The 25,483-nt window shown below is 61.5% G+C and carries 19 protein-coding genes; 16 read left to right on the forward strand and 3 right to left on the reverse strand.

From position 1 onward, the window contains the following. Window positions 1-57: 57 nt before the first annotated feature. The gene (locus PQG80_RS00470; protein WP_271749144.1) at window positions 58-696 is read left to right on the forward strand and encodes a thioredoxin family protein; all 639 of its coding nucleotides are present in this window, start codon (window positions 58-60) and stop codon (window positions 694-696) included. Window positions 697-702: 6 nt separating this feature from the next. After that, complete coding sequence (locus tag PQG80_RS00475) at window positions 703-1,608, forward strand: DMT family transporter (protein WP_271749145.1); 906 nt, start codon at window positions 703-705, stop codon at window positions 1,606-1,608. Window positions 1,609-1,856: 248 nt separating this feature from the next. On the opposite strand, the gene pdxR is transcribed toward PQG80_RS00475, so the two are convergent. Then, window positions 1,857-3,050, reverse strand: coding sequence for a MocR-like pyridoxine biosynthesis transcription factor PdxR (gene pdxR, locus PQG80_RS00480; protein WP_271749146.1), 1,194 nt, complete (start codon window positions 3,048-3,050; stop codon window positions 1,857-1,859). A gap of 208 nt (window positions 3,051-3,258) precedes the next feature. On the opposite strand from pdxR, the gene PQG80_RS00485 reads away from it, so the two are divergent. The 7 genes from PQG80_RS00485 (at window position 3,259) to PQG80_RS00515 (ending at window position 11,434) form a co-directional block, all read left to right on the forward strand. After that, window positions 3,259-4,410 carry a GntR family transcriptional regulator gene (locus PQG80_RS00485; protein WP_271749147.1) on the forward strand — a complete coding sequence of 384 codons (1,152 nt, stop codon included), beginning with the start codon at window positions 3,259-3,261 and terminating at the stop codon, window positions 4,408-4,410. Between the two features lie 262 nt (window positions 4,411-4,672). Then, window positions 4,673-5,755 carry a glycoside hydrolase family 76 protein gene (locus tag PQG80_RS00490; protein WP_271749148.1) on the forward strand — a complete coding sequence of 361 codons (1,083 nt, stop codon included), beginning with the start codon at window positions 4,673-4,675 and terminating at the stop codon, window positions 5,753-5,755. Window positions 5,756-5,789: 34 nt separating this feature from the next. Then, entirely contained in the window at window positions 5,790-7,097 is a 1,308-nt protein-coding gene (locus PQG80_RS00495; protein WP_271749150.1) for a glycoside hydrolase family 125 protein, read from the forward strand. Then, complete coding sequence (locus PQG80_RS00500; RefSeq protein ID WP_271749151.1) at window positions 7,094-8,446, forward strand: ABC transporter substrate-binding protein; 1,353 nt, start codon at window positions 7,094-7,096, stop codon at window positions 8,444-8,446. The genes PQG80_RS00495 and PQG80_RS00500 overlap by 4 nt, the downstream gene beginning before the upstream one ends. A 57-nt stretch (window positions 8,447-8,503) precedes the next feature. Next, on the forward strand, window positions 8,504-9,391 hold the full coding sequence (locus PQG80_RS00505; protein WP_271749152.1) for a carbohydrate ABC transporter permease: 888 nt from the start codon (window positions 8,504-8,506) through the stop codon (window positions 9,389-9,391). 13 nt (window positions 9,392-9,404) lie between these two features. Continuing rightward, entirely contained in the window at window positions 9,405-10,331 is a 927-nt protein-coding gene (locus PQG80_RS00510) for a carbohydrate ABC transporter permease (RefSeq protein WP_271749154.1), read from the forward strand. A 41-nt stretch (window positions 10,332-10,372) separates the two neighbouring features. Further along, a complete protein-coding gene (locus PQG80_RS00515; RefSeq protein ID WP_271749156.1) occupies window positions 10,373-11,434 on the forward strand; it encodes a glycoside hydrolase family 76 protein in 1,062 nt (353 codons plus the stop codon). A gap of 105 nt (window positions 11,435-11,539) precedes the next feature. Here the strand turns inward: PQG80_RS00515 and PQG80_RS00520 are convergent, their stop codons facing one another. Beyond that, window positions 11,540-16,843 (reverse strand): heparinase II/III domain-containing protein, encoded by a 5,304-nt coding sequence (locus PQG80_RS00520; RefSeq protein ID WP_271749157.1) that lies wholly within the window; start codon window positions 16,841-16,843, stop codon window positions 11,540-11,542. A 222-nt stretch (window positions 16,844-17,065) separates the two neighbouring features. On the opposite strand from PQG80_RS00520, the gene PQG80_RS00525 reads away from it, so the two are divergent. Beyond that, a complete protein-coding gene (locus PQG80_RS00525; protein ID WP_271749158.1) occupies window positions 17,066-17,869 on the forward strand; it encodes a helix-turn-helix domain-containing protein in 804 nt (267 codons plus the stop codon). A 75-nt stretch (window positions 17,870-17,944) separates the two neighbouring features. Here PQG80_RS00525 and sigK read toward each other — a convergent pair whose 3' ends face one another. Further along, window positions 17,945-18,649 carry an RNA polymerase sporulation sigma factor SigK gene (gene sigK, locus PQG80_RS00530; RefSeq protein WP_271749159.1) on the reverse strand — a complete coding sequence of 235 codons (705 nt, stop codon included), beginning with the start codon at window positions 18,647-18,649 and terminating at the stop codon, window positions 17,945-17,947. Window positions 18,650-18,830: 181 nt separating this feature from the next. On the opposite strand from sigK, the gene spoVAC reads away from it, so the two are divergent. The 6 genes from spoVAC (at window position 18,831) to PQG80_RS00560 (ending at window position 25,445) form a co-directional block, all read left to right on the forward strand. Next, window positions 18,831-19,325 carry a stage V sporulation protein AC gene (gene spoVAC / locus PQG80_RS00535; RefSeq protein WP_271749160.1) on the forward strand — a complete coding sequence of 165 codons (495 nt, stop codon included), beginning with the start codon at window positions 18,831-18,833 and terminating at the stop codon, window positions 19,323-19,325. After that, entirely contained in the window at window positions 19,325-20,329 is a 1,005-nt protein-coding gene (spoVAD, locus tag PQG80_RS00540; protein ID WP_271749161.1) for a stage V sporulation protein AD, read from the forward strand. The genes spoVAC and spoVAD overlap by 1 nt, the downstream gene beginning before the upstream one ends. A gap of 30 nt (window positions 20,330-20,359) precedes the next feature. Then, window positions 20,360-20,710 carry a stage V sporulation protein AE gene (gene spoVAE / locus PQG80_RS00545; protein WP_271749162.1) on the forward strand — a complete coding sequence of 117 codons (351 nt, stop codon included), beginning with the start codon at window positions 20,360-20,362 and terminating at the stop codon, window positions 20,708-20,710. Between the two features lie 292 nt (window positions 20,711-21,002). Further along, window positions 21,003-21,956, forward strand: a complete 954-nt coding sequence (locus PQG80_RS00550) for an AAA family ATPase (RefSeq protein WP_271749163.1) — start codon at window positions 21,003-21,005, stop codon at window positions 21,954-21,956. A 1-nt stretch (window position 21,957) separates the two neighbouring features. Beyond that, the gene (locus PQG80_RS00555; RefSeq protein ID WP_271749164.1) at window positions 21,958-23,199 is read left to right on the forward strand and encodes a DUF58 domain-containing protein; all 1,242 of its coding nucleotides are present in this window, start codon (window positions 21,958-21,960) and stop codon (window positions 23,197-23,199) included. A gap of 5 nt (window positions 23,200-23,204) precedes the next feature. Next, window positions 23,205-25,445: a DUF4129 domain-containing transglutaminase family protein gene (locus tag PQG80_RS00560; protein WP_271749906.1), complete on the forward strand. Its 2,241-nt coding sequence runs from the start codon at window positions 23,205-23,207 to the stop codon at window positions 25,443-25,445. Window positions 25,446-25,483 lie beyond the last annotated feature (38 nt).

The following is a 25,483-nucleotide window of genomic DNA, read 5'->3' on the forward strand; positions in this document are numbered from 1 at the left end:
GTCAGTTTTCTTTTATATTCGAATTATCCCCAAGTTGGCGAAAGGCGGCACGAAGAAATGGAAACGCAAATCAATTTAAAGCACGAGTTTGGCAGAGGCATAACGCCTGAACGATTCATGGACGGCATGGAGACGAGAACGATGGCGCTGAGCGGCATTCCCGATACGAAGGCGCGCTTTGCGGACATTTACGAAGGATTTGCCTGGCCTGATGACGGCGCGAGCCGTTCCTTTTTCGAGGAAATGCGGGATAAGCACGATCTGTGCGTCTTCCTGCTTTGCACGGACTGGTGCCCCGACGTCATCTGGAACGTGCCCGTGCTGCTGCGCGTCATGGAGCAAGCGGGCATCCCCGTCGAAGTGCTGCCTATGGAGGCGCACCCGGATACGATGGACTGCTTTCTGACGGACGGCGGCCGCGCGCAGCCGATCGCCGCGTTCGTCCAGCGGGACGGCGAAGTGCTGGGCCGCTGGGGCGCGCGTCCGGCTTATATTCAAGCCGTCATGGACCGCTTCAAGCGCGAATGCCCGGACAAGCAGGCGCCTGCCTACAGAGAGAGCCTGGATCGCGCATACCGGGAGATCGGCGAGCTGTATAACGAGGGCGACGGCTATCAAGCGGCGATCGTTCAGGAGCTGGAGGCGCTGATCCGAGGGTTTGGGGCGCGCGTTTGGCGGGCAGAGGACGAGAAGTAAGCGATCATGCGGCAATCGTTATTTTCGATGTTGCTGCTGCTCGGGCTGATATGGGGCGGCTCCTATTATTTCATCAAGGTGCTCATCGAGGCATTCGGTCCCTGGACGATCGTAATGTTGCGGTCGGGGCTCGGCCTTGCCGTCATTTCCGTCTATATGGCGGCGTCGGGCAAGCCCTTCGGCTTCAAGGGACTGCCATGGGCCGCCGTCGCCGCCATGGCGATCGTGAATACATGCGTGCCGTGGGCGATCATCGGGTTCAGCGAGACGCGGATCGCGAGCGGGACGGCCGCCGTGCTTAACGCTACGACGCCGCTGTGGGCGCTTGCGCTTGGCATCCTTTTTTTCGGGACGACGGCTCGCAGGACGCATTGGACCGGAATGGCGTCAACCGCCGCCGGTCTGCTGACGCTGCTGGACTTCGGGCCGTCCGACGCTGCGCGCGTCGACGGGTTAGGGTTTGCCGGCATGCTCGCGGCCTCCTTTTTTTACGGGCTGGGCTCGCACTTGTCCAGACGCCTGCTGGACCGGATCACGCCTTACCAGGCCACTTTTTTCACGCTGCTATTATCGACGCTCGTTAGCGGCATCGCGGCATCGTTCTCCGAATCTTTCCCAATACGCGAACTGGCAGATCCGCGGCATCTTCTCGTACTCTTCGGTTTGGGCGTCTTCGGATCAGGACTGGCCTATATGATCTTTTACCGTCTTGTGCAAAAAGGAGGACCGGAGTTCGCGACGACGGTGACCTATCTGCTGCCGGCTATTTCGCTGCTGTGGGGCTTCGCGTTGCTCCATGAGCCCTTGCGCTGGCATACGGCCGCCGGTCTCGTCCTGATTCTGGCTGGCGTATATCTCTCCTCGCGCGGCGCGCGCGGAGGCCCCGAGGCGGAACGGGGGCTGTCGGCTTAAGTTTCTTATGGTCGCCGCGTCCTTTACTGCCACGCTCGTGCGAGCAGCCGGATGCCTTCCTCCATGTCCGCGGGGCTCACGCTCGCGAATCCCAGGTATAAGCGCGCCGCTGCGGTCGTCGGCTGACTCCGGTTTTCCCACATATTAAGAAAATCGCAGACGCGCACGCCGGCTGCGGCCGCAGACTCGACCAATTCCGTCGAAGACCGCGTTCCGCGAATCGTCAATTGAAGATGCAGTCCGGCGTTCTACCCCGTGATCAGGGCCCTGGAGCCGAGATGCGTCCGGATGAGCTCGATCAGAAGACCATGCCGCTTGCGGTACAGACTCCGCATCCGGCGGATGTGGCGGTACCAATGGCCTTGCTCAATAAAAGACTGCATCGCCCACTGTTCGACGCGGGAAGGGGCATGCAGCACTTCGCGGGGCAGTCTCGACAGGCGCTCGGTAAGCTCGAGGGGCAATACCATGTAATTGAGTCGAACGGCGGGCGAAAATGCTTTGGAAAACGTGCCCACGTAGACGACCCTTCCGTGCGCGTCCAAGCCCTGCAGGGAGGGAATCGGTTTGCCGACATACCGGAACTCCCCGTCGTAGTCGTCTTCGATTACGTAGGCGTCCCGGGCCTCCGCCCAGCGAAGCAGCCGTTCGCGCGCCGGGTAGGGCATGACGCTGCCGGTCGGGAATTGGTGGGACGGCGTGACATAGACAGCCTCGGCATCGCTTGCCTCCAGCGCGTCCAGATCGAGCCCATGGTCGCCGACGGGGATCGGGAGGGGCGCGCAGCCGTTCAGCGTCAATTGATCCCGCACCAAATTGTAGCCTGGCGCCTCCATCGCAACCCGGCTGCGTCCGGCGAGCAGCTTGGCCGCGATCCCGACGCTATAGGCCATGCCCGAGCCGACGACGATCCTGTCGGCATCGCATCGTACGCCCCGCGAGCTGCCGAGATACTCGGCGATGGCACGCCGGAGTCCTGGTTCCCCCCGCGGGTCGCCATAGCTGCCCATCTCTCCGGCGCGGTCCGAGACCGCATCCCTGAGCAGCTTCTGCCATGTGCGCACAGGAAACGCGTTAGCATCAAGCTTCGTCGGATCGAAGTCGATCATCCGGTCAGAGGCGGGGGCCGAATCGGTCGACGCCGAAGCCTGGCGGCGCTCGGAATGCGTGCTTTGATCGGGCGACTGATCTGACAAGGGCAGCGGATTCGCCGCGTAGAGGCCGGATCGGGGTCTGCTAACCGCATAGCCTTCGGCCGTCAGCATCTGGAAGGCGGTCTCGACGGGCGTCTTGCTGATGTTGAGCTGCTGTCTCAGCGCGCGGACGGACGGCAGCCTCGCGCCGTCCGGAATGGTGCCGTCCCGGATGCGCGCCCGAATCTGCGAATAAAGATGGAGATAGATCGGTTTGTCGTCGGATTCCGGCAGTAGGATGTCGAACATGGCGTAAGCTCCGTTTCGCTAGGATGGTCAGATTCTATTGTACAAAAAGAATCGCCAGGCTGCCTATCGCGCAAACCGTCCGTACATTTCGAGAACACCGGTCAATTCGGTCTGCGACTATGCGATAATGCTTCTTGCTTCCCAAGGCTAATATATCATGATATATTAATTTCATACGAATCAGAAGTGATTACGGGAGTGTTGCGGCATGTCGGGACCGATGTACGAGAAAATATACGAGGCGCTTAAAGAAGAGATCCAAGCGGGGCAATACGGCGTTGGCGACCGGGTGCCGTCTGAGAAAGAACTGGCGGACGCGTACAGCGTCAGCCGAATTACGAGTAAAAAGGCGCTCGAGCTGCTCGCGGAGGCGGGCATCATCGTCCGCAAGCCGGGCAAGGGGTCGTTCGTTGCGGATCCGGCGGCGCGGCCTTCGACGCCGTCGCTTGCGTCCGTCGCCCGAGGCGGCAGAGGCGGCAATGAGGCGGGACTGCTGATCGGGCTCGTCATGACGGATTTCGGCGACAGCTACGGCACGGGACTGATCTACGGTCTGGAGGAAGCGACCAGGCAGCATCACAGTTATCTGATTCTTCGGCGCACCTTCGGCATTCCCGCGTACGAGGAAGAAGCGATCAAAGGATTGCTGGAGCTCGGCGTCGACGGTCTGATCATATTTCCGGCGCAGGGCGAGTACTTCAACCCGGAGATCTTGAAGCTGGTCATCGACAAGTTTCCGTTCGTGCTCGTAGACCGTCACCTGAAAGGCATATCCGCGGGCTCGATCAGCACGGATAACGTCGCCGGAGCCAAACGGGGCGTCGATTATTTATTCGAGCTGGGCCATCGTCATATTGCCCTGCTGTCTCCGCCGCCGATGGACACGACCGCGGTCGAGGACCGCATCGAAGGCTTCGTGCAGGCCCATGCGGAGAAGGGCGTCATCGTCGACCGGGAGCTGTGGCTCGACGATATTACGTCGACGCTGCCGAATGCCTATAACGAAGAGAACAAGGCAAAGGATATCGAAAAGGTCAAGCGCCTGCTGCTTGCCCAACCCCATATCACGGCTTTTTTCGCCATGGAGTACAACATCGCCCTGCTCGCCGCCGAAGCCGCCAGGCAGCTGAACCTGGACGTGCCAAGCGACCTGTCGATCGTTTGCTTCGACTGCCCGGCCAGCAGCGGCGATTATCCGTTCACGCATCTGCGTCAGAATCAGGAAGAGATCGGACGTCTGGCATTCGACAACGTGCTCCGTCTGCGTGCAGGCGAGAATCTGCCGGGGAAGATCGCGCTGGAGGCGCAGCTCGTGCCCGGAGCATCGACTGCGGTCTCCGTCGGGAAGGTATCTTCCTGACGCGAGCGTGCCGGCGCTCCGGCTCTGTTCTCCGAGGCGCGATAGGGGGCGCTAGGCGTTCCGGATGTTCGGCCGATAAAATATAACTTAGGGGGAAAGGCCCGGGCGCATGCGGGGCCTTTTTTGCATAAAGCTTTAATAACGTTAATAGTATATCAATATAAAATTAATTTCATTTTTAATATATAACATATTGACATTAAGCTATTATGACATTATATTGTGTCTTGTAAGCGCTTAAGAAACGGGAGGTTGAGTACCGGTGAACCAAACAAGCAGCGCCCCTGTCTTCGCCGCGCCGGAAACCCGGAGGGCAAGAGCGGAGACGGCACAGGAAGAACTGGTCTATAGCTTTTGGAACGAAGCGCTTGGCATCATGAATCAGGCGGCTCCCTATGAGCCTGGCTGCAATGATCATTTCATCTACTGGTGGCATGCCCACGCGATCGACGCGCTAGCCGACGGCTTCGAGCGGACGAGAGACCCTGCGTACCTGAAGCGGATCGATCGGATCGTAGCGGGCGTGCGCCAGCTCAACGGCGGGACGCTGCTGCACAACTACTACGACGACATGGAATGGATGGCTTTGGCGCTGCTGCGCGTGTTCGACGCCGCCAAGCGCGAGCAGGACCGCAAGAACGCCGGCGTACTGTGGGAGAGCATCAAGACCGCTTGGAACGGTCATATGGGCGGCGGCATGGCGTGGAAGAAGGACCAGCCGGATTACAAAAATACGCCGGCCAACGCGCCGGCGTCGATCCTGGCCTCCCGTCTCTATCAGCGGTTCGGCGACCGTGAGGATCTCGAATGGGCGAAGCGGATCTATGCGTGGAACAAAGAGAACCTCGTCGATCCGGCTACAGGCTTCGTCTGGGACGGCATGAACCGGCTGGGCGACGGCAAGATCGACCTCGACTGGGCGTACACGTACTGCCAGGGCGTATTCATCGGGGCCGGCATCGAGCTCTATCGCATCACCGGCCGGACCGAATATTTGGAGGATGCGGTACGTACCGCCACGACCGCGATCGGACGGTTCGCCGACCCGTTGACGGGCCTGCTCCCGGACGAGGGGAAGGACGATTGCGGTCTGTTCAAGGGCATCTTCGTTCGGTACTTGCGCGAGCTGCTGCTGCTTCGTCCGGAACTGACGCAGATTCGCCGGCTGATCGCGGTGAACGCGGACGCCCTGTGGCGAACGGGACGCAGCGGGCAGGGGTTGATCGCGAGGGCCTGGACCGGGCCGGTCGAGCCGCAGGTCCAGCTGTGCGCCCAGCTCAGCGGTCTCATGCTGCTCGAGATGGATGCGGCGCTTCCATGTACAGAGGTCACGGAAAAGCAATAAAAAACAGACGATACAATTCGGAGGATGGCAGACCATGAATCTTTCGCACGTTACGCTAACCGCCGTCGCTTCGATCGCGGACCGCATCCGGGACCGGACGAGGGATGTACCCGAACTGGCCGGCATTTTCCGCGGCGCGCTCCTGAATACGCTGGAGAACACGGTGAAGCGCATGCCGGACGGTTCTACGTTCGTCATCACCGGCGACATCCCGGCGATGTGGCTGCGCGATTCTGCCGCCCAGGTGCGTCCGTTCCTCGCGCTCGCGGCGCAGGCGCCGGAGCTGGCCGAGATGATCGAAGGGGTGATAGCCGGACAGATCGCCTGCATCTTGAAGGACCCATATGCAAACGCATTCAACGAAGGGCCGACCGGCCGCGGCCATCAAGACGACCTGACCGATATGTCCCCGTGGATCTGGGAGCGCAAGTACGAGATCGACTCGCTCTGCTATCCGATTCACCTGGCTTATCTGTTGTGGAAAAATACGGGCCGAACCGCTCATATGAACGCGGACTTCGCCTCGGCGGCGCGAAGCGTCCTCGCGGTCTGGCGAACCGAGCAGCATCACGAGACCAGGTCAAGCTACCGGTTCGAGCGGCGGGACTGCCCGCCGTCGGATACGCTGGAACGCGAGGGGAAAGGCGCGGAAGTCGGGTATACCGGCATGACATGGTCGGGATTCCGCCCGAGCGACGACGCCTGCAAGTACGGTTACCTCGTTCCGTCGAACATGTTCGCGGTCGTTGCGCTTCGGAATCTGACGGAGATCGCGGACCGGGTGCTGCGGGACGATGAGCTCTCGCGGGATGCAGCCGCGCTCGCCTCCGAGATCGACGGCGGCATACGCGAGTACGGCATCGTCGAGCATCCCGAGTTCGGACGGATGTACGCCTACGAGACAGACGGTCTTGGCCGGCACCATCTGATGGACGACGCCAATGTGCCGAGTCTATTATCGATTCCGTATCTGGGCTATGCGCCGGCGGACGACCCCGTTTATATCAATACGAGACGTTTCGTCCTGAGCCGCGCCAATCCCTATTTCTACGAAGGCCGGGCGGCGTCCGGCATCGGCAGTCCGCATACGCCGGCGTCCTATATCTGGCCGATCGCGCTGGCGATGGAGGGATTGACCTCGGAGAGCGCCGAAGAGAAGCGGCGGCTTCTCTTGCTTCTGAAGAACACCGATGCCGGCACCGGGATGATGCACGAGGGCTTTCACGCGGACGATCCGTCACAGTTCACGCGGCCGTGGTTTTCGTGGGCCAATATGATGTATTGCGAGCTGCTGATGGATTACTGCGGTATACGGATCAATCAAAGGGAGGCTATTCAATGAGAAAATGGATATCTCTGTTCGCGGTTGCCGGGCTGGCAACGACCGTGGCGGCGGGCTGCGGAAACGGAAATGACAACGGCAACGCCCCGGAGGGATCGCCGTCCGCGTCTTCTTCGGCGCCGGGAACGGCGGCTGCATCCGCGTCCGCGGCGCCGTCCAAGTCTACGGGCAAGGCGGTGGAGCTCACGTTCTGGGGCGACTGGAGCGGCGAAGGCCAGAAGCAGTTCCAGACGATGGTCGACGCGTTCAATAAGTCGCAGGACCGGATCCGCGTCAAGTACGTACTCCAGCAGGACATGATAACGAAGTTCCTGACCGCGGCCACCTCGGGCGGATCGCCCGACATCCTGTTCTGGGACCGCTGGCGCACGTCGCTGTACGCGCCGAAAAAGGTGCTTCACCCGGTGGACGACTTCCTGGCGAAGGACGGCCTCAGCAAGGACGACTTCTACGGCGAGGCGCTCAAGGAGCTGACCTATGACGGCAAGCTGTACGGCCTGCCGCTGACGGTAGACGCCCGCGCTTTGTTTTATAACAAGAAGCTGCTCGCCGATGCCGGCGTATCCGCGCCGCCGACAACCTGGCAGGAGCTCGAGGACGCCGCCGTCAAGACGACCAAGTGGGACGGGAACAAGCTGCAGGTGGCCGGCTTCTCGCTGGGCGACAACGGCCTGTTCAATATGTATCTGCAGCAGGCGGGCGGCACGATGCTGACCGAGGACGGCAAGACGAACTTCAACGGCGACCAAGGCAAGGCGGTACTCGCCTACTGGGATCGCTTGATGAACCAGGACAAAGTGTACAAGATCGGCTTCGAAAAAGGACTGGGCGAGTCGACCGACGCGTTCGCGACCGGGAAGCTGGCGATGACGTACACCGGTCCGTGGATGCTGACGACCTACAAGAAATACGGCAAAGACCTCGACTTCGGCGTCGTGCCGCCCCCGGCCGGTCCGAACGGCGACAAGGGCAGCGTCATGGGCGGCTTCGGTCTCGTGATCCCCGAGGGCTCCAAGCATCAGCAGGAAGCCTGGGAGTTCGTCAAGTGGTGGACGGCGAATAAGGACAACGCGCTCCTGTGGGCCAAGACGAGTCTTAATATTCCCGGCTTCAAGCCGGCGATCGAGGACCCCTTCTTTAAAGACGATCCGTTCTGGCAGCCGTTCCTCGAGACGCTCGAATTCGCGAAGATCCGTCCGCAGCATCCGGGCTACTCCGTCATGGAGACGGACGCGCTGATTCCGAACCTGGAGCTGTTCCAGCAGAAAAAGCAAAACGCCGACGATACGCTCAAAAAAGCGCAGCAGCAAGGCGACAAGATGCTGCAGGACAACGCATCGGTCAAATGACGCGAAGGGAGGGCGACCTCCCTTTTCGGTATCGCTCATTCGAGAGGAGGCATGCTTATGGCATCCTACGGGAAATTGACCCGCCACCAGTCCCGCACCGCTTATCTGTTCATTACGCCCACGATGCTGTTATTTCTGGTGTTCACGGTCGTCCCGGTCGTCATGGCGTCTTATTTGAGCTTTACGAACTACGACGTGCTTAGCCGGATGAAGTGGGTCGGGCTGGAGAATTACCGTCGGCTGGCCGACGACAGTCTGTATTGGACGACGTTCAAGAACGTCGCCTACTATACGATCGTTTTCGTCCCACTGAACATTCTGCTCTCGCTGGGGCTCGCCTTGCTGCTGAACTACCGCCGCCCGGGCGTCCGACTGTTTCGTACGTTCAGCTACATGCCGACGCTGACTTCCGCGGTGGCTGCCGCGACGGTGTGGGTATGGCTGCTTCATCCCGAATACGGGCTCGTGAATACGCTGCTCGGATACGCCGGCGTGACCGGACCCGCCTGGCTCGCCCAGACCGAGACGGCGATGATGTCCATTATCCTCGTGACGCTGTGGCAGAGCATCGGTTCCAATATGATCATCTACATCGCGGGACTGCAGGGCGTGCCCGATTACTTGTACGAATCCGCCAAGCTCGACGGCGCGACCGCGATCGACCGCTTCCGCTACATCACCTGGCCGCAGCTGCGTCCGACGACCTTCCTGGTCAGCACGATGTCGATCATCGGAGCGCTGCAGCTGTTCGACCAGGCGTTCGTCCTGACGCAAGGCGGACCGGGCAACGTCACCAAGACGCCGGTATACCTCATCTACCAGCAGGGCTTCAATCAGCTGCAGATGGGCTACGCTTCGGCGCAGGCGTTCGTGCTGGCGGTCGCGATCCTGATCTTCTCGATGATCAACATGCGCATGAACAAATCCGAGGAACCGGTCGTATGAGGAGGGCCAAGCCATGAGCAGCAAACCCGCCGCCGCTATCGGTCCCAGGACCGGCTTCCGGAGCCCCGGGGTCCGCGGCTCGCGCGCGTCGTTAACCGTCGTATTTTACGTGGTTGCCGGTTTCGTCTCCGCGGCCATGTTCATTCCTTTTTTCTGGAGTCTGATCACCTCGCTCAAGCCCGACGACGAGATCTTCTCGATGCCGATCCGCTGGCTGCCGTCGCGCCTGACGCTCGAGCATTACCGCAATGCGTTCACGACGGTTCCCTTCGGTCTCTACTTCTGGAATTCGCTTGTCCTGGCCGTCGCGGGCGTCGTCGCCAACTTGTTTTTCGGTTCGCTCAGCGGCTACGCTTTTGCGAAGCTGCCGTTCCGGATGAACAAGCCTTTGTTCCGCGTACTGCTGGCGGCGATGATGATCCCGGGCATCGTGACGATGATTCCGAGCTTCTACGTGCTCAAGCACTTTCCGTTTATCGGGGGCAACGATTGGTACGGCGCCGGCGGCAACGGCCTGCTGAACACGTTCTGGGGCATCATCCTGCCCGGCGCCTCCGGCTCGTTCGCGGTCTTTTTCATGCGGCAGTTTTTCCTGACGCTTCCCTCCGACATGATGGAGATGGCGCGGATCGAAGGCTGCCGCGAGTTCCGCATCTTCTGGAACGTCTACCTGCCGCTAACCAAGCCCGCGCTCGCCACGCTCGGCATTTTTACCTTCCAGGCCGGGTGGAACAGCTTCCTCTGGCCGATGATCGTGCTGAACGATCCGAATAAAGCGACGATCCAGATGGGGCTGCAGGCCTTTTCTTACAACCATCAGACCGACTTCGGGCCGATGATGGCCGGGGCGCTGATCGCCGTGCTCCCCATACTCGTGCTGTTTTTATTTTTGCAAAAATATTTCGTCCAGGGCATCGCGTTCAGCGGCATCAAAGGATGACGGAAAGTCACGCCGAGACACCGGCAAAGGAGCGTGAAGGCATGTCGTGGAACGACCGGGCGAAGGACGCCCAGCAAGCGTTGGATCGCGAGATGTGGAACCCGGCAATTCGGATGTACAATATCGAGACGCCTTGCCCCGAAGGGGCTTGCAATACGATTTTCCATTATTGGTGGATGGCTCACGCCGTCGACGCGCTGGTCGACGGCTGGCATCGCACGAACGGCGATTCTCTGTATGGACAGAGGCTGGCAGAATTATTCGAAGGAATCCGCGAGAAGAACGGCGGCGCCTATCCGAACCTGCTCTACGACGATATGGCATGGATGGCGCTGGCGTGGCTGCGGGCGTTCGAGGCGACCGGCGAAGCGAAGTACCGGGACACGGCGCTGCTGCTGTGGACGGATATCAAGACCGGCTGGAACGATACGATGGGCGGCGGCATCGCGTGGCACAAGGAGCAGCCGGGGTACAAGAACGCGCCGGCGAACGGGCCGGCGGCGATCCTCGCGGCTCGCCTCTCGCGATTGCCGGGCGGAGCGTCCGAGCTCAAGTGGGCGCAGGCTATATACGGCTGGCTGCGCGCTAACCTGGTCGATCCGGCCACCGGGTTCGTGTGGGACGGGATGAACAGGCAGGGAGACGGCGGGATCGACAAGGATTGGCGCTTCACGTACTGCCAGGGCGTATTGATCGGAGCGGCCGTCGAGCTGTACCGGGCAACCGGAGACGCCGCCTATCTGGCGGATGCATCGCGCACCGCGAGGGCCGCCTTCGCGGAATGGGGCGCGGCGGGCCTTCCCGACGAGGGAGACGGCGACGGCGGCCTATTCAAGGGAATCCTCGTCCGGTATCTGACGGAGCTTGTCTTCGAGGAGCGGGCCGCAGGAGGGGATAGCCGGCTTGCGGACTGGCTGACCGGCAGCGCCGCGACGATGTGGGTGCGCGCCCGGGACCCTATGCGCGGTCTGTTCGGTACGAGCTGGGCGCGAATGCCGGCCGAGCGGGTGACACTCAGCGCGCATCTCAGCGGCGTGTTCCTGCTCGAGCGCTTGGCCGTGCTGGAACGACGCGGTCTCGTTGCCGTTGCCGCATCGATGTGACGTATGGACTTTCGTTGAAACGCAAGCAAAGCGCCGGCCCGAGGGCCGGCGCTTGTTTATCGTCTCGCTTGTCGTCGTTATTGCCGTCTAGTCGGACATCTCTCGCTAGCCGATGATGCGGCTGGCGACGAACGCCAGGTCCTCGATATCCACGACTCCGTCGCGGTTGATATCGGCAGGCTGGGCCTCCGCCCAGCCGGCGTCGGCAGCGGTCTTGCCGTAGAATGTCGCGATGCGGACGAAGTCGGCGATATTGAACTGCTGATCGCCGTTCGCGTCGCCGGTCGAAGCGGTGATCCGATTGGCCTCGAATGCGGCGATCGCGTCCGTCAGATCCGTCAGCGCGGATTCTACCTGAGCCGGCGTAGGACTGGCCTGCGCAAGCACCGCCTTGGCCGCGTCGATGGACGCCGTGAGCGCCGCCTTTAGACCAGGCAGCGCCGCCGGGAAGAACTCTCCCGTCGCCGTGCCGGGCGAAGCTTGGTCGCGGAGCGATTGGGCTTCGGCGACCAGCGCGGCAAGCGCTCCGACGTTGGAGACGGAGATCGTGGCCGCGGTGCCGGCCAGGTCGGTGACCGTGCCCGACTCGGACGACGCCTTGACGGCAGAGGAGGTAAAGGAAGCGACGCCGGCAGGCGCGCCCGCCTTGACCTTGAACTTCAGGGTCAGGAAGCTGCCGCTCGCCGGCAGCGTACCCGTGCCGGTGCGCGCCGACAGAATGCGCAGCTTGCCGTTTATCGCGTCGTCGGTCACGACGACGGCTTGCTGGGCGTAGTCCTTGACGTGCGATTCATAGGTGAACCGCTCCGGATCGTAAGACAGCGTCAGATCGACGCCGGCCGCGGGGGCCGCGCGATCCATTGCGAGCGAGACACTCGCCGTCTGGCCCGGTCCGACGGAATCCGTCGCGGCCGTCAGCTTGACGGACGGCTCGGTTTGTTCTTCCTCCGACTTGATCAAGCCGATCCAGTCGACGTTCATCGCGCCGGAAATGTTCCACATCTTAAGATCCAGCGTCCCTGCGGGCAGGTCCGTTCCGGTCTTAATGGTCACGGCCGTCCAATATTGAGGCTGCGTCCCCCAGTCGAACGTCCGGGGCAGATCCGACGTGTAGTACTGCGAGCCGAGTTTGACGAGACGCGGCGCAAAGCCGGTCTCCGAATTCCAGCCGCCCGCGTATTTGATCGCGACGTCGTATTTGCCGGCTTCGGGCACTTGGAGCTGCCAGGTGATGCTCTGGCCGGGATTGTTCCAGCCCGAGATGCCCTGGCCGCCGGACAGGAAAGGCCGCGTGCTGTAGGCGGAGATGTCGCCGCCCTCGTAGCCGCTGAAGGTCTCGGCCTCGGCGAAGACGTCCAGATCCGCCTTCAGCGCATCGTAGTCCGCAGCTTGAACCGCGGGCGACTTCTCGCCGGAGCCCACGCTGCGCAGCTTCAAGGTGCCTATCGGATGGGGCACGATGATTTTGGCGTTCGCGCCGATCGTCATGACCGGCTGCACGCCGCCGTTGTTTTCAAAGACAAGGCCTTCTGGCGCCTCGAGCACTTCGTACATCCCGCCCGCAATGTTCAGCTGTCCCCAGCCGGCGGCGCCGCCGTGCCCATCGCCGTACGTGGACAGCGATACCGACGTCGCCGCGCCGTTAATCTCGACAGGCAAGCTGACCGCAGCCATCGGAGCAGGCGCCGGAATATCGTCAAGCAGCAGCTGGTGCTGTCCGGGATCGACGTTCAGCGTCAGCGTGTCGCTCGACGCCGTCCAGTGGACGCCTCGCTTGTATACGGCTTCCGTGACGCTGCCGCCCTGCGGAAGCGCGCGATACGATTCGTCGAGGACGGTTGTCACGCCGGATTTTCGCAGGCTCACCTGCGATTCGCTCATGCCGGTGATCGACAACTCGTCGCCCGAGAGCGCAATCGTCGCCGGCTGCGTGCTGTCGATGAGCGTGATGCCGTTCTTCACGAGACGCGTGCCGCCGGTGAGCACGACGGAGTCGCCCTTGATCGCCGCAGCGATGCCGTCGAACTGGACGGTGCCGGCATCGACGAGGCCGCTCAGCGCCTTGCGCACGTAGACGTCCGTTCCGTCCGTGAAGTGCAGCTTCTTGTAGGCGGCGAAGTCTTCGACCGCGATATTCTCCGGCGACGTGCCGACGCGATAGGGCACATACGTCGAGACGATCGTCGCCTCTTCCTTCTTCGGCGTTACGAACGTGGCGTGCTGGCGCACGCGGCCCACGAACGCAGCGCTATCCGTAGGCGGGGCTTCCGTTCCGTCCGCTATGATATACTTGTCAGTCACCGAAGCCGTCAAGTTCGGCTCGTATAACCGCACCTTCAGCGCGGCTTGGTTTTTGACGATCGTCGCGCCGCTCTGATCTCCGTCCAGCACGAGCGACTTGTCTGCGTGCAGGTTGTATTCGAAGCTCGACCCGCCGGGCTCTCTCGCCTTGAGGTTGTCGACGACGACGAACGCGCCGGGTTTCACGTAGATGACGCTGCGCTGCGCCAGGTCCAGCCCGATATTGTTAGCCAGGTCCGTATTGTAGGCTGTGGTTGCATCGCCTACTGCCGCGTCGAAGTCCTTGTTCGTCGCGAAGCCCGCGATCTGGCCCGATGCCTTCATATCGAAGATCTTCTGGCCCTTTTTGCCATCGTACGTGATCGCGTTTTTCGCGAAGGTCTGCTTGGTGTACTGCTGATTGTGCTTGCTGCCGAAGGAATCGTAGAACCCGCCGTCAACCGTCAGCTCCTCGCCGTACGCCATGATAATAAGCGCGTTCTGGTCGGGGGCGCTATGATTCCAGCTGCCGTAGGGACTCGACTTGAAGTAAAACGAGATCCGCTTCGGGTCGTACAGGCTCGAATGCATCGTCACCCATCCGATATCGTCGAAGTATTTGGCCGTCGGCATTTCTACCGGCGGACGTACGCCAAGAGTGCTGTCCTCGTACAAGTATGAATAGGGTTCGTCCGCTAAGTACGGACTGATCTGCGAGTACCACTTCATGACGGGATTCTGGTACATTGACGCGTTTCGCGTGACGGCCAGCGATACATAATCGGGCGCCATGAGGTTGATGTCGTCGCCGAACTCGCCGCTTTTTTGGCCGACCGGGAACGTATATAGCGGGTATAACGACTCATTGCGGGAAAAAGCCTTTTGATAAGCGTTGAATCCGGTCGATTGATAGAGTACGTCCATCAGCCATTTGTCGCCGTACGACGACCACTGCCAGTAGCCGGGGCCCTGCGCCCAACCGCCGTCTTCGCCGCCCCAAGGCGGCAAAAGATTAATATAGGCCGGAATGCCGATCTTGTACCATTTCTGCGCTCTCGCCGAGACGAGCTCGCCGTCGATCACGATGTCGTCGTGAAGCAGCGCGGTCGCGATGACGCCTAGATAGGCGACGTTGGACCAGCCGTGGGAATTGTACGGACTGACGGTCAGGCGGGCTTCGCCTAACGCGACGTCGTTGGCGATCGTCTGCGTTCTGTCGACGATCATCGTCAGCGCCTGAACCCGGTCGGACTCGCTAAGCGTGTCGTAGATCCAGTCGTAGGTCAGGGCGCTTTTGCGCGCGATATCCCGGTGAATCTGATCGTTGTTCGCATAGTAGGTCGGTCCCGACTTGGTGTTCCAAGTCGACAGATTGAGCAGACGCGCACGCGCGTAGGTCGCGTACTTCGCCTCTCCCGTCAATAGATGAATGAAGGCCGCATAGTACATTTTGTTCGTTTCGGTGGAGACGTAAGTCAGGTCCTGGGTCGCCGGCTCGGGCGGAGGCGCGTTGGCCGCCGGATTGTCCTGGTAAGCCTGAAGCGCCGCGTCGGCCAGCGTTTTTATTCGTTGAAACGTTCGCTTGCCGTCGCCTTCTTTGCGCGCGCGGAAGTCCGCCAGCTCCGCCGCGTTGGTCAGAACGCGCGGATGCGTCGTCGATACCTTGCTCATGATCTGCTCGACAGGCGGCACCGGGAAAGGAACGGCGTCCGCGTCGATACGGAACTTGCGCGTATCGCTCCAGTTGGACCAGCCTGCCGTCTTGTGGAACCTCACCCTCCAGAAGTACGATTCGCCGGCCGCAAACGTGACCGGAAAGTTGTAGTAGTTCACCGCGATGTCGCTCTTCTGGTAAGCGACATTCGCGAATGCGCTATCCGTAGCGACCTGAAGCTCGTATACATCCGTTCCGCTGACGTGGGGCCACCCAAAGTCCGGCGGGTTCTGCGTCGTTACCAGGTTTGCGATCGGCTGAAAGTGCCTCATGTGGGCTGGATCCGAGGTGTCGGCGGGCCAGACGAGCGAACCTACTGGCGGCGTCGCGGTCGGAGCCGTCGTAGGCGTAGCCGTTGGCGTCGCGGTCGGTGACGGGCCTGTATCTGCAGCAGTCAGAGATGCCCGGTCGAAGTAAACGTCGGCCGTGTCCGTACCCGACGTGGACAGCTCCAGCTGCACGGCGGTCGTACCGGCTGGCGGCTCCGCCGTAAACGTCAGCGTCTCCCAGCTTCCGGTGCCGGTCGTATGCGCTTCCGCGAACTGGTCGCCGGAAGCGCCGATGTAGCGCAGGATCAGGTCCGCGCCGCCCGATGCCGCGTTCGCTTTGACGGCGGCCGTGTATGCCTTGCCGGCTACGACCGGCGTTTCCTGACCTTTCACGCTGTATGCGTCCGTGGTCGAGCCGTCAACGATACGGAGCGACCGGCTGCCATGATAGACGGTCGAAGCGACGGATGTGACGCTGGATGCCTGGCCGTGATCGACGGCCGTCCATACGGCCGGTCTCGTGCCCGACGTCTGCTCGAAGCTCGGATTTGGCAGCAGCTCGGTCGTTTTGAGCGAGACGTCGTCGAAGATAGCGGTTCCGGTCGGCGTCGCGCTCGGGATGACGAGCAGGATTTTAATGAAGACCGTATTGTCGGGCGGCGTCGCGTTCACCGTAAGCGTTTGCCAGTTCGGGGAAACGGTCGTCGTCGTGAAGCCCTTTTGATTGATCGCGTCGCCGTGTATGCCGTCGTAATAGCGGATAAGCAGGCTCGCGCCGCCTGACACGATTTTGGTTTTCACGCTGGCCGTATAAGCGGTGCCCGGCGAATAATAGATCGGATCGCTGGTCGCCGTCGCAGTCGTAGCGGAGGTATTGTCAATCAGCTTCAGGCTGCGGTCCCCGGCGACGACCGGATCCGTGGAAGCTTCATAACTAACGTCGGCGTTGGAATGGTACGTCCAGTTGGCCGGCAATGCGCCCGACAACGTCTCGAAGCCGGGATTGGGCGCCAGCTCGGGGCCTTGTACCGGATTCGCGCCGGCCGCTCCGGCAAGTGGCGCTGCAAAAAGGCTTAAACAAAAGCTGAGCGTCATCAGAAATGCGGTTGAGCCTGAAAGGCTTCGTTGCCAACTGCGTTTGGTCACGCGGATTCGCCTCCTGGGATGGTGTTGGATTAAAATGCGGCTTCAGCTCCCCTCCTTTAAAAAGATAGTTTTCATGCGGCCTTCCGTGATGTACGCTTATTGTATAAGGGACGGCCATGCCCGTTACATTCACTATTTTTACGAGAAATGACTTATCCCGCCGGAATCCGCGAAAATAATGAAAACGCTTCATAAAATAACTCGAGCAGATGGGAGACTCCTATGGAAATCGAGATCCTCTACAGCGGCTATTCCTATCATGGAAAACCGATGCAGAACGAGACCTGGCATACGGTCGATTATTATTTGATCCGCCTTCAGACGGAAGGCACGTGCGAGATCGAATTGAACGGCCGCGCGGAGCGGTTATATCCGGGCGATCTGCTGCTGCTGCGTCCCGGCGAGAGTTACCGGCTGGTCCTGGAAAACGACGAGACCGGAAAAACGGGAAGCGGCGATTTCTACGCCATCTGCAAAGGAACATGGATCGACCGCTGGGCGTCGAAGGGCCTGAAGCCCCAACGCGCGCGCATCCATGCGGACAGAGCGCTGCTCGATATTTGGAAGCTCGTCGTGCTGGAGCGGCGCCGTATCGGCGACAACAACGCCGAGCTCGTGGAGTGTCTGCTCCGCGCGCTGCTGCTGTCGATCGAAGCCGCGCTCAAGCAAGGCGCGGACGGAGGTGCCCGGGCTGGCGTCGCATATCAAATGAAGCGTTATATCGAAGAGCACGCGACGAAGACGATCGCGGTCGAAGAAGTCGCGGCGAACGTTCGGCAGAGCCCGTCCCGCGCGGCCAAGCTGTTCAAGGAAGCATTCGGGGAAACGATCGTGCAATACGCCATGCGCGTCAGGCTGTCGATCGCCATCGAACGCATGCAGTACAGCGGGCTGTCCTTGGAGCAGATCGCGGAGAGTTGCGGTTTTGGAAGCTATCCCTATTTTTACCGCTGCTTTATGAAGCGGTACGGAATTCCCCCCCGGCAGTACAGAGAACAGGCGGGCGTGTTCGCGATGGAGGGATAGCGCCGAAGCGACGAACAAGCACGCAAAAAAAGGGCCGGCTCCTCAGAGGAGCCGGCCCTGGCGTCTGGTTACGATTTACTTTTTCGCCTTGTAAAATTCGTGGTACAGCTTCATTAATGCCCGCTTTTCGATCCGAGACACGTAGCTGCGGCTGATGCCGAGCTCCCGCGCGATCTCGCGCTGCGTGCGTTCGTCCCCGCCCTTGCCGTCCAGGCCGAACCGGCCGCGGATGACCTCCTGCTCCCGCTCGTCGAGAATATCGAGATTTTGATAAATTTTGCTTTTTTCGATTTTGAGCTGCACTTTTTCGACCACATCGTCCGGCTCGCTGCCGAGAATATCCTGAAGGGTAATTTCGTTTCCTTCCTTGTCCGTACCGATCGGATCGTGCAGGGACACGTCTTTGCGGGTTTTCTTGAGCGATCTTAAGTGCATCAGGATCTCGTTCTCGATACAACGGGCCGCGAAGGTGGCGAGCTTGGTGCCCTTGCCGATCTGGAAGCTCTCGATGGCCTTGATAAGGCCGATCGTGCCGATCGAGATGAGATCCTCGAGATCCTCGCCGGTGTTGTCGAATTTCTTGACGATATGCGCGACCAGCCTCAGATTGTGCTCGATCAACAGGTTGCGCGCCCTGGCGTCGCCCTCCGCCATGAGGCTTAAGTATTTACTTTCCTCCTGCTCGGACAGGGGCTGGGGAAAAGCGTTGTTTTTGACATAAGAGACGAGCAAGGAGAGCTGCTTGATGAAGAGCGCTATTGAGGTAAAGAATCCGGGCACGTGACGGCCTCCTCCGGTTGTAAGTTCAGGTTGACGCGCGACCATTACCATTCTATGTGGGCCGGCGCCCATCCGTGCCTGTCAGCGGCGCTATATTTACTCCAATTCCCAACCATAACCTGAACGCTTCCGGCGAATAATGAACGGGACAACAGTCCGAGCCGGAAAGGGGATGACAACCATGGCGACCAAAGAGGCCGGAAGAGGGCCCGCTTCATACAAACCGCTATCCATGTCGCCGAAGGAGTACAAGCAGTTCGCGAAAAGCCGGCGGCCCGCGAGGCCGATTTTAGCCAACTGCGTGCGCGCGTTTTTGGTGGGAGGATTCATTTGCTTGATCGGACAGGGCGTTCAAAACTTTTTTATGGCCGTTTTCGATATGAGCAGCCGGGAAGCGAGCAATCCGACGGTCGCGATCATGATCCTGATCTCCGTCATTCTCACCTGCCTGGGCGTTTATGACAAAATCGCGCAATGGGCGGGCGCCGGAACGGCGGTTCCCGTTACCGGCTTCGCGAACTCCATGTGCTCCGCGGCCATCGAGCATCGCAGCGAGGGGCTCGTGCTCGGCGTCGGCGCCAATATGTTTAAGCTCGCCGGCTCCGTCATCGTATTCGGTACGGTCGCGGCCTTTTTCGTCGCGATCGTCTATTGGATCCTGGGGGTGAGCCACTGATGCTACAAGGCAGGCGAACCTGGATTTTCGACAAGCCGCCGGTTATCCTGGCCACGGGCACCGTCGTCGGCCCGGACGAGGGCGAGGGGCCACTCGCCGCCGACTTCGATCTGGTGCACCCCGACATGACGATCCAGCAGCCGAGCTGGGAGAAGGCAGAGCGGCTGATGCTCGAGCAAGCATCGGATATCGCGCTGTCCAAGGCCGCGCTGTCCAAGGACAAGATCAACTTCTACGTAGGCGGAGACCTGATCAACCAGATCATCAGCAGCACGTTCGCCGCACGCACGCTGGGCGCGCCGTATCTGGGCGTATTCGGCGCCTGCTCGACCTCGATGGAGTCGCTGGCGCTCGCCGCGCTGCTCGTGTCGACGGGGGCGGCCCGCTATGCGATGGCGGGCACGAGCAGCCACAACTGCACCGCCGAAAAGCAATTCCGTTATCCCACCGAATACGGCTCGCAAAAGCCGCCTACCGCCCAGTATACGGTGACTGGGGCCGGCGCTGCCGTCGTCGCCGCGGAAGGCAAAGGACCTCGCATAACCGCCGCCACGATCGGACGCATCATGGACCTGGGCCTCAAGGATCCGTTCGATATGGGCTCGGCGATGGCGCCGGCCGCCGTGGACACGATACAGGCCCATCTGCAGGAGACCGGTCGGGAGCCGGGCTATTACGACTTGATCGTGACCGGCGACCTCGCGTCCGTCGGCCATCCGATCGCCGCGGATCTGCTCAAGCGTCACGGCGTGCCGATGTCGGAGACGCAGTTCAACGACTGCGGCCTGCTCGTTTACGACATCGCCAAACAGACCGTTCAGGCCGGAGGCAGCGGCTGCGCATGCTCCGCGACCGTCGCGTACGGGCATCTGCTCAAGCGGCTGGGGAAAGGGGAACTGAAGCGCATCCTCGTCGTAGCCACGGGCGCGCTGCTCTCTCCGCTGTCGTTCCAGCAAGGCGAGAGCATTCCCTGCATCGCCCATGCGGTATCCATCGAGGGCTAGGCTCGAATATCCCGAAAGGAGGACCAACGGATGCAATATTTATGGGCATTCCTCATCGGCGGGGCGATCTGCATCGTCGGACAGCTGCTGTTCGACGTCGCCAAATTGACGCCCGCCCATACGATGGCGACGCTCGTCGTCACCGGCGCGGTGCTCGACGGCCTCGGATTGTACGATCCGCTCGTCGACTTCGCCGGCGCGGGCGCGACCATTCCGATCACGAGCTTCGGCAACGCGCTTGTCCACGGCGCTTTAAGCGAGCTGCAGGAAGTCGGGTGGATTGGCATTATTACCGGTATTTTCCAGATTACGAGCGCCGGTATTTCCGCGGCCATCATTTTCTCGTTTCTGGCCGCGCTGGCCGTCAAGCCCAAGGGATGATTGCAGCGTTTATGTAAATTTTAGACTTGTTTTGCACCGGTTCTCACCGTACCGGTTTATTGAATCCGGATTTTCGATAGCGGCCGACGGTCGCGGTACTTCCTTGCGCCAGTTCGGTGCAGCGGGTCCATTTGATGTTCCAGCAGCCGGTTCGCCTAACGCGAATTGGCTTTTTTTCTATTATTATTTGGAGTTTTGCAAAATTGTAGTCGCGATTACCCATCAAGTATAATAGTAGAGTAGCGTCCGACTATCGTCCGACTACCGTCAGATCCCATTAGGAGGGACCTCAATGGAACAACAGACCGCCATGCACATGTTGGATTCGATCAGGCGCAACATGGAATCTTGCATATACGGAAAAAAAGACGAGATCGCCTGGCTGCTGACCGCGCTGGTCGCGGGCGGGCACGTTCTGATCGAGGACGTACCCGGCACCGGCAAGACGCAGCTCGTCAAGGCGCTTGCCCGATCGATCGGCGGTTTGTTCCATCGGATTCAGTGCAATCCCGATTTGCTGCCCACCGACATTACGGGCGTATCCATCTACCATCCGAAGCAGGAAGAGTTCGTGTTCAGGCCGGGTCCGGTCATGTCCAACCTCCTGCTCGCCGACGAGATCAATCGCGCCACGACCAAGACGCAGTCGGCGCTGCTCGAGGCGATGGAGGAGCGTCACGTGTCCGTCGACGGCATGACGTACCCGCTGCCGAAGCCCTTTATTTTGTTCGCCACGCAGAATCCGATCGAGTTCGAGGGCACCTACAATCTGCCCGAAGCGCAGCTTGACCGCTTCCTGATGAAGATCTCGCTCGGTTACCCGGACGAGGAGTCGGAGAAAAGACTGATCCTGGAGCCCGGCACGTCGCGCGCGGCGGACCAGCTTAACGCCGTCGCCGAAGCGGACGATATCGTCGAGATTCAGCGTCTGGCGTCGGCCGTCCATCTGGACGGCGGCGTGGCCGACTATCTGGTTCAGCTCATCCGCTCGACGCGCAAGCACGCCTCGGTGCTGCTCGGCGCCAGTCCGCGCGCATCCGTGGCGCTCGCCGCCTGCGCGAAGGCCTACGCCTTCCTTCAGCATCGCGCTTACGTCATACCCGACGATATCAAGATATCGGCGCCTTTCGTGCTCGCGCACCGTCTCCACCTGAGGTCCGAAGCCCGCATGCAAGGCGCCACTGCGGACGGCGTCTTGCAGGAAGTCCTCAAGCAGCTGCCGGTGCCGGTGGCGCTGGAGCGTTAAGATGAAGCACCTGCCCCAGGTCCGCTTCGGCTGGTTTTGCGCGTTTTTGTATATTATCGCTTTATCTTTCGTCGTCTTTCAGGGCGGCAAGACTTCGCTCATGCTGTTCGTCATTATGAACGGCCTCGGCCTCTATCTCCTGCTCGGGCGATGGAGCGGCATCGGCGGCATCCAGGGCACGCGCGCGCTTGCCGCCGCTACCGGACAAGACGGTCTCTACGCGGCGGGCTCGCGTCTGCGTGTCCGGCTGCAGATGCACGTGCCCGGCTTCTGGCCGCTGCCGTACGTGATCGTGCGCGAACGCCTCGTCAGGCTGAGCGGATCCGACCTGCAGGAGTACGAGCTGTCGTTCGTACCGGACTACAAGCGGCGCGGCCAGGTGGAGTACGAATCCGCGCCGCTGCGCCGCGGACGTTACAAGTTCCTCGAGACGCGCTGCTCGACCCGCGATATCTTCGGTCTGTTCGAGCATCAGGGCACTTTCCGGGAGGATCTGCAGATCAAGGTGCTCCCGCGGACGGTGGAGCTTCAGGAATGGCGCCACCTGCGCAAGGCGCGGACCGGACAGATCGAGCAGCGCGCGAGCTCGCTCTGGGCGAAGGAGACGACGCAGATCGACGGCGTCAGGGAGTATATCCACGGCGACCGGATGTCGCGGATCCACTGGAACGCGACGGCCCGCACCGGGCAGTGGAAGTCCAAGGAATTCGAGCGCGAGGCGCTGCCCCGCTTCGTCATCGTGCTCGACCGGCGGGCGGGCGCTTACCGGAGCGCCGAGTCGTTCGAGCTGGCCGTATCGACGGCGTCTTCGCTATTAAATCTCGCGCTGCGCAGGGGCATGCCGGTCGGCTTCGTCTCCGCCGGCCGGGAGACCGCGTGGTTCGGCGCGGGGAAGGCGCCGGTCAACCGCGAACTGCTGATGGAGCACCTCATCGACGTCGAGGCGGACGGCGAGGAACCGATGGATGTCGTGCTCCGCAAGACCGCGGAGCGGTTCGAGTCCGGCGCGAGCTTCGTGCTGGTCAGCCCGTCCATGGAGGACGAGACGTTGTTCGCCCTGGAGGGACTGACGGCCAAGCGGACCGGCCCGAGCCATATCCATATCGCCGAGCGAACGCCGAATCCCGAGCCGTCCGAGCGCTTGCTGCATTGGGCCCGTACGTTCCGCGGCAGGCAGTGGGAGTTATGTTCGATTACGCGCCTTGAGGAACTACCGATGGCACTGGAGGCGGGCACCGCTTGAATACGATGATCGCAAGCGCAGGACGCCGTACGGAGACCGGTTACTTCAGGCGGCTCGTCCTCGAGCGCCTTCACCGGTTGTTCGTCATCGTCATCGTTCTGCAGCTCATACAGGTATTTAAGGATTATTGGTGGCCCGAGACCTATGCGGTCGTGTACGTCTCCGTCGCGGCCGCGGCGGCGATCGAGCTGCTCGTCAGCCGCGCGTTCGCGCTCAGGCTCGCGCTTCAGCTCGCGGCCGTGCTCGCGGCCGTCATGCTGCTCGCGCCTTATGATTGGTCGGGCTGGCCCGACGGGCTGAAGGGCTGGGAGGCCGTCCGGATCTTCGCGATCCAGAACGGCAAGCCGCTTCACCCGTTTTTCGAGATCGGCGCGGGCGTTGTGCTAATCATCCATTATATGGCCTATCTCGGCACGAACAAGATCAGGGCGATCGGCTTTATTCTCATGTCGATCGCCACGCTCGCGATTATCGATTCCTTCTTTCCGCTGGAGCTGTGGACGAATATCGCCTGGGCGGTGCTGGCAGGACTCGGCTGGCTCGTCGTTTTGCACTTGAGGCAGCTCAAGGAGCGGCACTTCGACAGCTGGTCCGCGCTCGCCGAGCGGCCGTTCGAGCTCGCCGTGCCCGCCATTATCGTCATCGGATTGCTCATGCTCGCCGGCATCGCGGTGCCGCGGGCGCCCGTGCTGCTGGAGGATCCCTATACGATGTGGCTCCAAGCCCAGAACAAGGAGGTCCCCGCCTTTTCGGGCGAAGGCGGCTATATCGCAGGCGGAGACAGCAGCGACGCCGGCTCCAGCCGTTCCTCCAAGTCGGGCTACGGACGCAGCGACACGAAGATCGGCGGCGGATTCGAATTCGACTATTCGCCCGTCATGACCGTCGACACCAACCAGAAGGGCTATTGGCGCGGCGAGACCAAGGCCGTATATACGGGCCAAGGCTGGACCGACCGCAGGGGCATGGACACGACGCCGGCGGCGCCTGGCCAGGACGAACTGCCGGACGAAGAGCCTACGCTCGAAGGCATCCAGACCAAGCAGGTGACGCAGACCTTTACCATTCTGCGCAAGGACCGGCTCCCCGTGCTCTTCGGAGCGGGTCCGATCAGCGGCCTGTCCGAGTGGAAGGGCGTGAGCGGAAGCGCCAAGCTGACATGGAACAAAGAGGAGCAGGAGCTCAAGTTCCAGCGCGCCGCGACGGTGGAGTCCTACACGGTCGTCTCGGACATGATCGTCATCGACGAAGACAAGCTGCGGACCACCCGCTCGGGCGGCGCGGAAGCGCCGTTCGACCTGGCGCCGTACGAGCAGCTCCCGGCGGTTCCCGCGCGGGTCGCGGAGCTGGCCGCCACTATCGCGGCGGGCTCAAGCAGCGATTACGACAAGGCCAAGGCGCTGGAAAGCTACTTGCGGCTTAACTATCCGTATACCAACACGCCGGACGTGAGCCTGCAGAAGAGCAAGGATATCGCCGACGCCTTCCTTTTCGAGATCAAGGAAGGTTACTGCGACTATTATTCGACCGCCTTCGTCGTGCTGGCCCGCTCTCTCGGCCTGCCGACGAGGTGGGTCAAAGGCTACGCGGCGGGTTCGAACCGGATGGACGAGGAGGGCATGCGCAACGGTCTCGGCTATATTCCGGATCCGAACGGCGCCGGCTCGTACACCGTCCGCAACGCGGATGCGCACTCCTGGGCGGAAGTGTACTTCGAAGGCGTAGGCTGGGTGCCGTTCGAGCCGACGTCCGGCTTCACCGTACCGCAGCCGATCGCCGAGGGCGCGCCGAGTCCGACGCCGGACGTACCGGCCGACGCCGACGGCGATGCAACCGAAGAGACCGAGACGGCCGATCAAGCGGGCGGTTGGTCCGCCGGAACGTGGGCGATCGCCGGCGCATCGCTGATCGTCGTCGGCGTGGCGGCGCTGCTCGTTCGCCGCCGTGCCTGGACGACGTCGGTCTGGCGGCGCGTCCGCTATCGCGGCGCGACGCCGAACCAACGGATCGTGCGCGAGATGGAGCGCCTGCTCGCCTTCCTCGGCAGGCGGGGTCTGAAGCGCAGCCAGAACGACACGCTGCGCGAGTCCTTCCTCGCGTGGAGCGGCCGCTTCGCCTCGCTGCGTCCCGAGTTCGAGGGCGTGCTGCATAAGTTCGAATCCGCCCGTTACGGCGGGCAGGCCGGCGGCGAGGGCGATCTGGAGCAGTTCACCGCGATGGCCGACAAGATCCGCAAGTCGCTATGAAAATCAAAGGAGCGCCGCATCGCGGCGCTCCTTTGCGA

This window comes from Cohnella rhizoplanae, assembly GCF_948329515.1.
Lineage (GTDB): Bacteria > Bacillota > Bacilli > Paenibacillales > Paenibacillaceae > Cohnella > Cohnella rhizoplanae.